The 12,304-nt window shown below is 39.9% G+C and carries 11 protein-coding genes; all 11 read right to left on the bottom strand.

The features are described 5' to 3' along the window. Window positions 1–143: 143 nt before the first annotated feature. Window positions 144–431 (bottom strand): hypothetical protein, encoded by a 288-nt coding sequence (locus EDC51_RS04295; RefSeq protein ID WP_131928260.1) that lies wholly within the window; start codon window positions 429–431, stop codon window positions 144–146. Between the two features lie 244 nt (window positions 432–675). Beyond that, the gene (locus EDC51_RS04300; protein ID WP_131928261.1) at window positions 676–936 is read right to left on the bottom strand and encodes a hypothetical protein; all 261 of its coding nucleotides are present in this window, start codon (window positions 934–936) and stop codon (window positions 676–678) included. A 359-nt stretch (window positions 937–1,295) separates the two neighbouring features. Further along, entirely contained in the window at window positions 1,296–2,444 is a 1,149-nt protein-coding gene (locus EDC51_RS04305) for an N-acetylmuramoyl-L-alanine amidase (RefSeq protein ID WP_131928262.1), read from the bottom strand. 18 nt (window positions 2,445–2,462) lie between these two features. After that, window positions 2,463–2,963: a tRNA (adenosine(37)-N6)-threonylcarbamoyltransferase complex ATPase subunit type 1 TsaE gene (gene tsaE / locus EDC51_RS04310; RefSeq protein ID WP_025289652.1), complete on the bottom strand. Its 501-nt coding sequence runs from the start codon at window positions 2,961–2,963 to the stop codon at window positions 2,463–2,465. Then, entirely contained in the window at window positions 2,963–3,526 is a 564-nt protein-coding gene (gene orn, locus EDC51_RS04315; RefSeq protein WP_015433015.1) for an oligoribonuclease, read from the bottom strand. Before orn ends, tsaE begins: the two co-directional genes overlap by 1 nt. Before the next feature lie 25 nt (window positions 3,527–3,551). Further along, window positions 3,552–4,028: a pantetheine-phosphate adenylyltransferase gene (coaD, locus tag EDC51_RS04320; protein WP_131928263.1), complete on the bottom strand. Its 477-nt coding sequence runs from the start codon at window positions 4,026–4,028 to the stop codon at window positions 3,552–3,554. A gap of 2 nt (window positions 4,029–4,030) precedes the next feature. Then, window positions 4,031–5,311, bottom strand: a complete 1,281-nt coding sequence (gene waaA, locus EDC51_RS04325) for a lipid IV(A) 3-deoxy-D-manno-octulosonic acid transferase (protein ID WP_125134565.1) — start codon at window positions 5,309–5,311, stop codon at window positions 4,031–4,033. After that, window positions 5,311–6,558: an O-antigen ligase family protein gene (locus tag EDC51_RS04330; protein WP_131928264.1), complete on the bottom strand. Its 1,248-nt coding sequence runs from the start codon at window positions 6,556–6,558 to the stop codon at window positions 5,311–5,313. Before EDC51_RS04330 ends, waaA begins: the two co-directional genes overlap by 1 nt. Before the next feature lie 55 nt (window positions 6,559–6,613). Next, window positions 6,614–10,090 (bottom strand): DNA polymerase III subunit alpha, encoded by a 3,477-nt coding sequence (gene dnaE, locus EDC51_RS04335; protein ID WP_131928265.1) that lies wholly within the window; start codon window positions 10,088–10,090, stop codon window positions 6,614–6,616. Between the two features lie 30 nt (window positions 10,091–10,120). Continuing rightward, window positions 10,121–11,191 carry an LPS export ABC transporter permease LptG gene (lptG, locus tag EDC51_RS04340; RefSeq protein ID WP_131928266.1) on the bottom strand — a complete coding sequence of 357 codons (1,071 nt, stop codon included), beginning with the start codon at window positions 11,189–11,191 and terminating at the stop codon, window positions 10,121–10,123. 4 nt (window positions 11,192–11,195) lie between these two features. Further along, window positions 11,196–12,296: an LPS export ABC transporter permease LptF gene (gene lptF / locus EDC51_RS04345; protein ID WP_064318843.1), complete on the bottom strand. Its 1,101-nt coding sequence runs from the start codon at window positions 12,294–12,296 to the stop codon at window positions 11,196–11,198. Window positions 12,297–12,304 lie beyond the last annotated feature (8 nt).

A 12,304-nucleotide genomic window follows, 5' to 3' on the forward strand; every position in this document is an offset into this window, starting at 1 on the left:
GTTATCAATTTGTTTATTTAGACTTTTAATTGTTTCATTCTTATTGTTTTCTAAGGATTGAATCGCTTTTTCTGTTGCCGTAATTTGAGATTTTAATAAATTAATCGAATTGATACTGATATTTCCGCTATCGGTAATACGATCTAACGTAATTTTAAATAACGGATCACTTTTTTAATTGCTTGATGGATTTCAACATAACTTTCAGAGATATAGCCCGATTTGGGAGCAGAAACAATAATCGGATGAGATTGCATCACTAATTCACCGACAACAATTTCTCTTCGGGTATAACTGCCAAAGATAATAAATAGGATAAAGGCGGTGAAAATAAAGAAAGAAACGGAAAAGACCAACCAAGCAGGTACTTTACTGATTAGTACAGCGGTGCTTTTCCATTTCTGATGATTAATGGCTTCTTCACGAAACATATTTTTTATACAAATTAGCTATATATTGAAATAATTTACCGCATAAAAATGGTACTACCAGTAATATTGATACATCAATCAATATTCCATAAATAAAATGTATTTCCACATATTTATGATATGTCTGCATTATTAATACGGCTATTAAGAATCCAAATATAGGTGGTTTTTTATTATTTTTCATAATCTAATCCGCAGGAATATTTCCATCTTTTATTTCACTGATGATATAATTCTTATAGTTTTATCCTAAATTATTAAAATTAATTACATCAACAGCAGTTCCTACCGCATATCCAATGACAGCTCCTTGAAAACCGAATCTACCACCAATTAATGATCCTAATCCTGAATATTTTCCTCCCCAGTTATCCCAACTAGTGGCAGGTAGTTCTTTAGTATTTTCTTCTATTCCAAAGAAATCATCACATTCTGGGCATCCGCTACTGACCGCAATAGCTCCTCCTGATACATGATGTAAGCAACATTGTTTAAGTTCTTTCATACATGATTCTCCTATAAAAGATGGTGGTTTACCTCTTTGAATACAGCGGATGAAATTGAAATTAATACGCATTTCATTTTGTGTCAATGTTGTTTGTTATTTTGTTGCAAAAATGTGATCTCATTAACAAAAAAGAACCATCATAAAAATATGGTTTTAAAAGTGTCGGAGAATAAGGTAAAAACACTAACAGCGTATAGCTATAGTGCTTTTGTACAAAGATAAGAAGAAAAGTAAAAAAGCAAAGAGATGAAAAAGATCAAAACGAATTTGGTTGATGATGTGGTTTTAAACGTAGCTTTTCTGATTAAGGCTTTGTGATATAAAAATAGCCCAAGCCATTCGGCTTGGGCTATTTTTTACTTCACTTTAAGCCGCTGACCAACTCGAATATTATTATTCTTGATATTATTGAGTTGGCTGAGTTTTTCTGGGGTAGTTTTATACATTAAGGCAATACGGTAAAGTGTTTCATCTTGCGCCACAATGTGGTGTGTTGCATTAGGGTTTACACTTTTCTCTTGATTTTTTTTGCCCTGTTCTGTGTTTTTAGCTGATGATTTATTGTCCTTCTCTTTGGATTTACTTTCTATTTTTGCTGTTGTCTTAGACTGGGCCGCGACTTTTTTGTTCTCTTCTGCATTTGTGGTATTTGTTGATTTTTTAGTCTCTATTTTTTTAGCCGAATCGCTTTGTGCTTTTATTGATTTATCTTCTTTGTATACGGTTTTTGGGGTAGTGTAGCGAGCGGTTTTATTCGCATAAGCTACCAAACCTTGATAAATTGCTCGGGCTACCTGCTTGCGATAAGCTGTTGTTGCAAGGCGCTGTTCTTCTGTTGGATTGGATAAAAAACCAGTCTCAACGAGAATAGATGGAATATCAGGTGAACGTAACACGCTTAAGCTAGCATGCTGTGGATTTTTCTTTGCCAATGGTGAGACATTCGCCAATTTTGATAATACATTTCTCCCTAATTCATAGCCTGCACGTTGTGAGTGAGAAAACTGTAAATCTAGCACGGTTTGGTTTAAATAACGTTCGTTTGCATTTGATAATACCGAGCCAGCCCCCCCTAATAATTCAGATTGTTTTTCACGATCTTCAAGCCATTTTCCTAGTTCATCACTTGCACGTTGATTCGACAGAACCCAGACCGATGAACCACGTAAGTTATCTGAGCTTGGTGAGGAATCTGCATGAATGGAAACCAGATAATTTGCTTTACCCTTGCGAGCGATTTCTGTTCGGTTGGGTAGTTGGATAAAATAGTCACCATTACGAGTCATAACTGCTTTAAAATTTGGATCGGCATCCAGTAATGCTTTTAATTCTCGGGCGATAGCAAGAGTGACTTCCTTCTCTTTTAGCCCAAGATTTTTACCGATAGCTCCGGGGTCTTTTCCTCCGTGTCCTGCGTCAATTGCAATCGTTAGTTTTGCCTGTGCGCTAATAGCAATTAGCAGACTAACTAATCCGAGAGTAAATTGGCGGATAAATTTTGTCATAGTATTTATTATTCCTTATCAAGCGGTCAATTTTGCGTAAAAATTTGCAACAAGCTGCTCTGTAACCGGATTTTGTGGCTGCAACTGAATATTCCTACCTTGTGGAGCATAGTCGATTTGGATAATTAAATCAGCCGGTGGAATCATACCTTCTCCTCGGCTCGCCCATTCCAATAAACAGAGCGTTTTCGGGCGGAAATAATCGCGAATTCCCATAAACTCCAGCTCTTCAGGATCACTTAAGCGATAAAGATCAAAGTGATATAACGCATAAGGAGGCAGATTATATTCCTCAACTAAGGTATAAGTTGGGCTTTTTACATTGCCTTGATGTCCAAAAGCTTGCACGATGCTGCGAGTAAGGGTCGTTTTTCCTGCACCTAATTCCCCATTTAAATAGATAATTAAGCCATTTTCACTTTGAGTATCTAGCTGTTGCTTTAATATTTGTGCCAAGCTATGACCGAATTGTAAAAGTTGAGTTTCATCGGCACAGTAAAAAAAATCAGATTGTGACATTATTCTTCCAAATTGATAAAGTGTTCACGGTAAAATTTTAGTTCATTAATTGACTCTCGGATGTCATCTAACGCTAAATGAGAGTTAGTTTTACTAAATTTTTTTAGTATCTCAGGTTTCCAGCGGCTGGCAAGTTCTTTTAGCGTACTCACGTCTAAGTGGCGATAGTGAAAATATTCAGCAAGTTCAGGCATATATTTGTAAAGAAAGCGTTTATCCTGTGCAATGCTATTACCACAAATAGGTGAGACGCCTTTCGGCACCCATTTTTTTAAGAAATCCAATGTTTGTAACTCTGCCGCACGTTCGGTTAATTTACTGGTTTTTACTCGTTCAACTAAGCCATTTGCTGTATGAGTTTTTACACACCATTCGCTCATCTTACCAAGTAGCTCATCGGACTGGTGCACGGCAAGTACAGGGCCTTCAGCTAGGATATTGAGATTTTTATCAGTGATGATTGTCGCAATTTCAATGATTCTCTCTTTTTCAGGGTCAAGCCCTGTCATTTCGAGATCGATCCAAATAAGATTTTGTTTATCTTGTTGTGGTATTGAGTTCATGTGATGTCCTATTTTGTAAATTTTTCTAAAATTTTAACCGCTTGATAGCATAATGTACGCATTCTGGTACAAACTGCGCAACATCCCCTTGATGGCGAAAAATTTCGCGTACCATTGTTGAAGAGAGGTAACGCCACTCTACTGCGGGGGGGAAAAAGATTGTTTCCAGTGTGCCTGCCAATTTTTGGTTAAGCTGTGCGAGTTGAATTTCGTATTCGGTATCGTCGGCGCCACGTAAACCGCGGATGAGGCATTTTGCTTTATATTTTTGAGCAAGTTCTACAAGTAAACCACTAAATGCCACGATTTCAACACCACTTAAATGGGCGGTGCTTTGTTGCACAAGCTCGGCACGTTGTTTGAGCTCAAATAATGGATTTTTCGAAGGATTTTCTGCCACAGCAATAATCACTTTATCAAATAGTTGGGTGGCACGCTGAATAATATCTAAATGCCCGTTAGTAATTGGATCAAACGTTCCTGCATAAATTGCGATGTTCATTTTTAGTTCTCAATATATTTTGCGAGTAAATCTAAGTGGCGTTGTAGCGCCCCTTGATTTTCTTGTAATACAGCAAAGCCTGCTTGGCTAATCTTTTTTCCGTTCTCATGATGTTCAAGTAGATAATCAACCGCTTCGACAAGGCTATCACAATTGCTCTGAATTTCTATCACACCATTCATTTCACGTAGTTTACTGAATACTTCCGGAAAATTAAATGTGTGTTGGCCTGAAATCACGGGAAGCTCAAATGCAATAGGTTCGAGCGGATTATGCCCACCATGTTTAACTAAACTGCCACCAACAAAAGCAATTTGTGCTAACCCATATAAAATCATCATTTCCCCCATGGTGTCACCAAGTAATACAGGGGTATTTTCCATAATTGGTAGGTGACTTGAACGCTTGATATAGGCTAAATTCATTTTTTGTACTAACAGCTCAACAGAGTCAAAACGCTCTGGATGGCGAGGTACTAAAATAAGCAGTAAATCAGGGTATTTTTTTAATAGTTTAATATGAGCTTCTAAAATAATTCGCTCTTCGCCTTCATGTGTACTGGCAGCAATCCAAACTGGGCGATGTGTTATATTGAGCTTTATAGCTGTATCGCGCACTTTTTGGCGCTGTTTATCATCAATTACCAGATCATATTTTAAGTTGCCTGTATTAATTAGCCTTTCGGCAGGAAAACCGAGAGAAATATAGCGTTCGGCACTGACACTATCTTGCGCTAAAATCAGCTCAATTTCTGCCAACATATTTTCAACTGAGGAGCGAATCCAGCCATAACGTTTAGCTGAGCGTGGCGATAGACGAGCATTAGCAATAATAAACGGGATTTTACTAAGCCGCATCTGGCGAATCAGGTTAGGCCATAATTCGGTCTCTATAACGATAAATAATTTAGGTTGTACGAAACGGATAAAACGACGAATAGCAAAAGGCAAATCATAAGGTAGATAGAAATGTGAAACGCGATCGCCAAAGGCTGCTTTTACCCGCGCAGACCCTGTCGGTGTCACCGTTGTTACGGTAATTGGTAACCTAGGGTAGTTTTTTTGCAAATGCTTAATAAGCGGGGTTGCTGCAATCACCTCCCCAACAGATGCGGCGTGAATAACGATGCCTTGTGGTTTTGGTTGTACAAGATCGTTATAGATACCGTAACGTTCGCTTAAGCGTTGGCGATATTCCGGTTGCTTAATGCCACGTTTGTACATTATCAATAGGAGTAATGGTTGAATTAAATGAATTAAAGAGGTATAGAAAAAGCGTAACATTATTTATTTCCTAAGGATGCTTGGGTTAAGCTATTCTGTTGCAGACCTAAGAAAAGCAGGGTACAAAAAATGTAGAACATCATTCCTGAATTATGCGAGAAAAACGCTTGGGTTAAACAGTAACCCATAGTTGATAAAATATGTATGATTCCTAGAGAACCCCACAAATGATTTTGTGTATTATTTCTCTCTTGTCGCATATTTTTAAAGAAAATGCTTAAGGGGACGAAAAATAGCGCTAATAAAGCAGCTAAACCACATAGCCCCCGCACATTAGCATCGTGCAAATATTGATTGTGAGCATGAGTAAACTGAGATGCATATTCAGAGATAATACGCTGTTCATAATGTTTTTTTCGTAATTGTTTTACACCTTCTAATCCCCAGCCAAACAATGGTTTTTCTTGAATACCAATGAGAGCGCTTTTCCACATATCTAGTCTAGCACCGACCGAAGTAGTACCATCATTTTTTTCAAGATAATAGGTGATTTCTTGTTGTGCTTGCGACCAACGTTTTTGTACTAAATGTCCAGCAAAGAAAGCAGCAATCGCAGCTGCAATAAGTAGTGTTACCACGACAGATTTTGAGAGCAAATGACGATTTAGCACAAAGAGTGAAATCACAATGAATGGCGCCGCTACCCAAGCACCTCGAGCTTGATTAAGTAAACAGGTAAAAATACCTAAGCTAGTTGCAAGCAGAGCTAAAATAAACCACTTACTTTGCTGTTGCTTAAAATAGAAAGCGCTTGTCAAAGAAAATAGTGATAGCGACATTAAAATATCCCCAGCTTGAATATACATCATGGCGGGAAAGAGAAACGGTAGCTTTAAAATGAAAAATTGTACTATGCCTATCGCAGCAGCTGTGATTGTTGCAAGCACAATAGCATATAAGATCCAAATTGTTTTTAGCTGAATTTTATAGCAAACGGCAAGAATAGGGAGTAATAACAATGTACGTGCTGGTAGATCAAGTTCCCGTATTTTGCTTTGATGAAGGATTAATGAGATAACAAAAAGCAGAAAATAGAGGCTAAAAGTGGCGATAATCCATTTATCTGTTTGAGCTAATTGCCATTTTCGTTGCTTAATTTGCGGATAAAGTAACACTATTCCGAGCAGGCTTAGTAGCATTGGAATTAAGTTATAGCTAATTCTAAAGTGAAGTACCAAAATAAAAAACAAAGCCACCAATACGGTTGCGATGGTTGGTAACTGTGTTTTAAATTGTTGCAACTGCATAAGGTTTCCTTTGTAAAATTTTATGCGAAATTGACCGCTTACTTTGAGCGACAGATCACTCAAATTCTAACTCTACTGCATTTTCACCAAGTAGCGTTTTTAATTGCACCAGCATATTTTCTTTTGGTGTTACTCGCCATTCAACGCCACCACGTACCAATGCACGTCCTGTAGGGCTTTGGTAGTAAAAATGTAGTGGCAGAGTGCCCTCTTTATTGGGTTCAATAATCCCTTTAAGATCTTTAATAAACGCAGGCGTAATTTGTTCTTGATTAATCGCAAGTGCTAAGCTTTTTGCATAGCGGCTACGAGCCTCATCTAGGCTTGCCACCTCTCGCACTGACATTTTTAAACCGCCACTAAAATCATCGTGCTGTACTGAACCTGTAGCAATAATAATGGCATCTTTTTGTAAGAGATCGCCATAGTTTTCCAATGCTTCCGAAAATAGCGTGAGATCCAGTTTACCCGATCTATCTTCAATAGTGGCAATACCGATACGGTTGCCTCTTTTCGTTACCGCAATACGAGAAGCCATCACAATCCCTGCTACAGTAATATTTTGTCCGCGGAAAGTTGGCTGCAATTCATTTAGACGAGTTGGGGCATAGTGTGCCAGTTCTTTTAAGAAACGCCCGATAGGATGCCCACTTAAGTATAAGCCAAGAGTGGCTTTTTCTCCCTCTAAAATGGCTTGTTCAGAGAGTTTCGGCGTATTGGCATAGGCATTCTGCACTTCTTCAGGGGTTTCAGTGAGCACGCCGAACATATCACTTTGCCCCATCTCTTCCATTTTTGAATGCTGATCTGCCGCTTTTAAAGCATCTTCGAGATTTTTGAGCAATGCTGCACGGTGTGGCCCTAGTTTATCGAATGCGCCTGACATAATCAGTCCCTCAAAGGTCTTGCGATTGAGTTTTTTCAAATCGACACGAGCTGTGAGATCGAATAGATCTTTAAAAATTCCCCCTTCTTCACGTACCCGTAATAACTCTTCAACTGGGCCTTCGCCTACGCCTTTAATTGCGCCTAAACCGTAAACAATCTCACCTTTTTCATTAACACTAAAACGGTATTTTCCGCTGTTTACATCTGGTGGTACAACGGTTAGCCCCATATTGATACATTCATCATAGAAGCCAACAATTTTATCGGTATTATCCATCTCGGAAGTCATCACCGCTGCCATAAATTCCGCAGGGTAATGTGCTTTGAGCCATAAGGTTTGATAGGAGACTAACGCATAGGCAGCAGAGTGCGATTTGTTAAAACCATAGCCTGCGAATTTCTCTACAAGGTCGAAAATTTTACCCGCTAATTCACCATTGATCCCTTTGGCTTCAGCACCTGCTTCAAATACTGAGCGCTGTTTTGCCATTTCTTCTGGCTTTTTCTTACCCATCGCACGACGAAGTAAATCCGCTCCACCCAGTGTATAACCAGCAAGCGCTTGTGCGATCTGCATCACCTGCTCTTGATAAACAATAACGCCGTAAGTGGGCTCTAAAATCGGTTTTAAACACTCGTGCTGATATTGTGGATCGGGGTAAGAAACTTCTTCTTTACCGTGTTTACGGTCGATAAAGTTCTGCACCATGCCCGATTCTAGCGGTCCAGGACGAAACAGAGCCACTAGTGCAATAATATCTTCAAAACAGTCGGGTTTTAGGCGAGAAATCAGATCTTTCATGCCGCGACTTTCCAACTGGAATACCGCGGTGGTTTTAGATTTCAGTAAAAGGTCGAAAGATTTTTTATCATCTAATGGAATGCTTTCAATACGTACTGGTGCTTTACCCTCTTTTTCAAGGCGAGTATTAATCATCTCCAACGCCCATTTGATGATAGTGAGCGTACGTAACCCTAAGAAGTCGAATTTTACCAGCCCTGCATATTCCACATCATTTTTATCAAAATGGGTAACAGGGTGTAGCCCTTCATTATCACAATAGAGTGGTGAGAAATCAGTAATTGCGGTTGGGGCAATCACTACGCCACCTGCGTGTTTACCGAAGTTACGGGTAACACCTTCAAGCTTGCGAGCCATGTCGATCAGCGCTTCAACTTCCTCATCACTGTCGTACAGTTCTTGTAGCTTTGGCTCCTCTTTGAAAGCCTGTTCCAGTGTCATACCTGGGGTAGGTGGAATGAGTTTGGAAATGCGGTCGCAAAAACTGTAGGAGTGTCCAAGCACACGCCCTACATCACGCACAACGGCTTTTGCCGCCATCGCACCAAAGGTGATAATTTGTGAAACGGCTTGGCGACCGTAAGTTTCTGAAACGTGCTCAATGACTCGATCTCGCCCTTCCATACAGAAGTCCACGTCAAAATCGGGCATTGAAACACGTTCAGGGTTTAAGAAACGCTCGAAAAGAAGATCAAATTCGAGTGGATCTAAATCCGTAATTTTTAATGCATATGCCACCAACGAGCCAGCACCAGAACCACGCCCAGGGCCTACAGGGATACCATTGTCTTTCGACCACTGGATAAATTCCATCACGATCAGGAAGTAACCAGGGAAGCCCATCTGGTTAATCACGTCTAGCTCAACTTGCAATCTTTCGTCATAAACCGACCGCTTGTTTTTTCGCTCTTCGGGATCTGGGAAGAGAAATTCTAAACGCTCTTCCAAGCCTTCACGGGATTTTTGCACTAAAAATTCTTCAGTAGAGAGATCGCCTGTGGGGAAATTCGGCAAAAAGTATTCACCCAAACGAATCGTCACATTACAGCGTTTGGCAATTAGCACCGTATTTTCTAAGGCTTGTGGTAAATCGGCGAAGAGTTGGCACATTTCCGCCTCTGAACGGAAATATTGCTGTGGTGAGTATTTTTTAGGGCGTTTAGGATCATCAAGAGTGTAGCTATCGTGAATAGCAACTCGAATTTCATGTGCTTCAAAGTCTTCTTCTTTGAGAAACATCACATCATTGACAGCCACTAACGGAATGGCAAATTTTTTGGCAAATTTGACCGCTTGCTGAATGTAGCGTTCTTCGTCTACACGTCCTGTTCGACAAAGAGAAAGATAATAGTGGTTTGGAAAATGTTGCTGATAAAAACTAAGTAAGTTCTCTGCTTCAATATCGTTTTCTTTGAGCAGGGCTTTGCCGACATCTCCCATTCGCCCACCAGATAGCACAATAATGCCATCGGCAAGCTCAGCAAGCCATGCTTTTTCTAGCACAGGGAGATCAAAATAGCCTTGTTGATAGGCTCTTGAAATGAGTAAGGTAATATTTTGATAACCTGTATTATTTTTGGCAAGCAGTGTCAGTTCAAAGCGCTCTTCACTCTCTGGCTCTGGGCGAACGAGAACATCCACCGCAACAAGTGGTTTAACGCCTGAGCCCTGTGCTTCGCCATAAAAACGCACAAGTCCACAAAAGTTACTAAAATCGGAGATCGCCATTGCCACCATATTATTGGCAATGCAGGCTTTTACTAATGGCTTCACTTTGGCTAAGCCATTAATCATTGAGAAATCACTGTGTACTTTTAAGTGTACGAAACGGGGTTGGGACATAGTTTGCAATGAATAATTAATAATGGAAAATTAATCTCTTTTTTTACTCAACAACCACCACACAATTAAAATACAAACAATGCTTGGAATTAATGCACTAATTGCCACGGGGAGCCAAGAAACGACTAAGGTTAAATTGCCGAAAACGATATTTGCCACATAAAAGCTGAAACCGGCGATAACGCCAATCACAATTTTCAAGCCCATTGCACTACTTCTTAATGGACCAAAAATAAAGGAGATTGCCAGTAGCATCATGACTGCCATTGCAAGTGGTTCATAAAGTTTACGCCAAAAGGTTATCTCAAAGCGTTTAGCATCTTGTCCTGTGTCTTTTAAGAACCCCACATAATCTGCCAAGCCTGAAATTGAAAGAGATTCCGGTTTAAGTGAAACAATCCCTAATTTGCTTGGCGTAATACTGGTTTTCCAAGGCTGGTCGGCCAATTGTGATTGTGCAATTTTTTCATCATTAATGACCGCTTGTTGTACATTTTGTAGTTGCCATTCATTGCCTGACTGGAAAGTTGCTTTTTCCGCAGAAAGTATCGATTTCAGTTCTCGCTCTTCAAAATGATAAATCAAAATATCATTCAGATTCTGTTCATCGGTAATACGGCGAATGTAGATAAAATCTGAACCATCTTTTGCCCAAAAGCCTGCTTGTGTAGCAAGCATTGAGCCTCCACTTTGGGCAACTGCACGCATATTACGAGCAAATTGCTCGGTTTGTGGTGCAACCCATTCGCCGATTACCATTGATAAAATCATCAATGGAATCGCTGTTTTCATCACCGCAAACCCGATTTTAAAACGGGAAAAGCCTGCCGATTGCATCACCACTAATTCGCTATTACTTGCCAATGTACCTAAGCCCAGTAATGAACCGATTAATGCGCCTACAGGAAAGAAATTTTCTAAATCACTGGGCAACATAAGTACGGTATAGTAAGCCGCACTTAATGCGTCATAGCTTCCTTTACCCACATGGCGGAACTCTTCCACATATTTAATAATGCCAGCAAGCCCCATAATAACGAGCAGAACTACAAAAATATAGAGCAGAATCGTTTTGCCGATATAGCGTTCTAGAATATTCATTGGATTATGCCCCTTTTCTTGCACTGAGTCGGTAACGTAATGCGGAAATTGTTTTAGTGTCCCACACATTCATCAAAATACCGAGTAGTAAAAAGCCGACTGATACAAGTGGCATCACGCTATTTGCATTGATTTTGCCACTCCCCGCCACTGATTTCAGTGAACTCTGTAATAGGAAATAGATTAAGAAAATCAGTACCGCAGGGAAGAATTTGGCATAGCGACCTTGACGAGCATTCACTTTGCTTAATGGTACGGCAATTAATGCCATTAATGGCACAGCAAAAATTAAGGCTAAACGCCACTGTAATTCGGCTTTAGCTTCAGGAGAGTTTGTAGCGACTAAAGTCGAAAAGTCGGCACGTTGTACCAATTTTTCTTCAGAATCAACATCTTGGTAGCCAAGATAAGCTGTGTAGTCTTCAAAATGCGAAATACGAAAATCAGCCGTTTGCGGTGTCCCTTCATAGCGGCGGCTCTCTTTTAATGTGAGCAATTGATCGCCATTTGGCAAACCTTTTAACTCACCGCTTTCTGCGACCACGACCGATGGACGATTTTTTTTCTGTTGATCAGGTTGAAAAACATAAACATCATTGATTTGGTTTTTATTTTGTTCAATGCTTTCAATAAAAAGGACATAACCGCCGGCAGAGATAAATTGCCCTGCGGTCAATGCGGAAAAACGGGGATTGGCTTTCGCTTCCGCTAAAATCTCACTTTGTTTATCAATTGCCCAAGGAGTAAGCCAAAATACATTATAAGTAGCAAGTGCAGTCATTAGCACAGAAAGCATTAACGCAGATTTGACTAAAATCCCCGATCCCACGCCACAGGCTCGCATTACGGTGATTTCACTTTCAGAATAGAAACGGCCAAGGGTTAAAATCAGGGCAAAAAAGAGTGAAACGGGAAGAATAAATTGTGTCATTGTTGGCATACCTAGCCCAATAAGGCTAAGCACCAAATCTGTTGGAATTTTGCCACTGACAGCCGAATTGAGCACACGTACTAGCTGCTGGCTGAAGAAAATAACGATAAAAATAAACAAAATCGCAATCAGGCTTTTGGCGATTTCTTTGGTTAAATATCGGCTTAATATCACGGTTTTTC

The sequence above is a fragment of the Bibersteinia trehalosi genome (assembly GCF_004346205.1).
Lineage (GTDB): Bacteria > Pseudomonadota > Gammaproteobacteria > Enterobacterales > Pasteurellaceae > Bibersteinia > Bibersteinia trehalosi.

Excerpts from the sequence above, each read along its gene's own strand:
- EDC51_RS04295 (WP_131928260.1), bottom strand. The coding sequence starts at position 431 with ATGTTTCGTGAAGAAGCCATTAATCATCAGAAATGGAAAAGCACCGCT.
- EDC51_RS04300 (WP_131928261.1), bottom strand. The coding sequence starts at position 936 with ATGAAAGAACTTAAACAATGTTGCTTACATCATGTATCAGGAGGAGCT.
- EDC51_RS04305 (WP_131928262.1), bottom strand. The coding sequence starts at position 2,444 with ATGACAAAATTTATCCGCCAATTTACTCTCGGATTAGTTAGTCTGCTA.
- tsaE (WP_025289652.1), bottom strand. The coding sequence starts at position 2,963 with ATGTCACAATCTGATTTTTTTTACTGTGCCGATGAAACTCAACTTTTA.
- orn (WP_015433015.1), bottom strand. The coding sequence starts at position 3,526 with ATGAACTCAATACCACAACAAGATAAACAAAATCTTATTTGGATCGAT.
- coaD (WP_131928263.1), bottom strand. The coding sequence starts at position 4,028 with ATGAACATCGCAATTTATGCAGGAACGTTTGATCCAATTACTAACGGG.
- waaA (WP_125134565.1), bottom strand. The coding sequence starts at position 5,311 with ATGTTACGCTTTTTCTATACCTCTTTAATTCATTTAATTCAACCATTA.
- EDC51_RS04330 (WP_131928264.1), bottom strand. The coding sequence starts at position 6,558 with ATGCAGTTGCAACAATTTAAAACACAGTTACCAACCATCGCAACCGTA.
- dnaE (WP_131928265.1), bottom strand. The coding sequence starts at position 10,090 with ATGTCCCAACCCCGTTTCGTACACTTAAAAGTACACAGTGATTTCTCA.
- lptG (WP_131928266.1), bottom strand. The coding sequence starts at position 11,191 with ATGAATATTCTAGAACGCTATATCGGCAAAACGATTCTGCTCTATATT.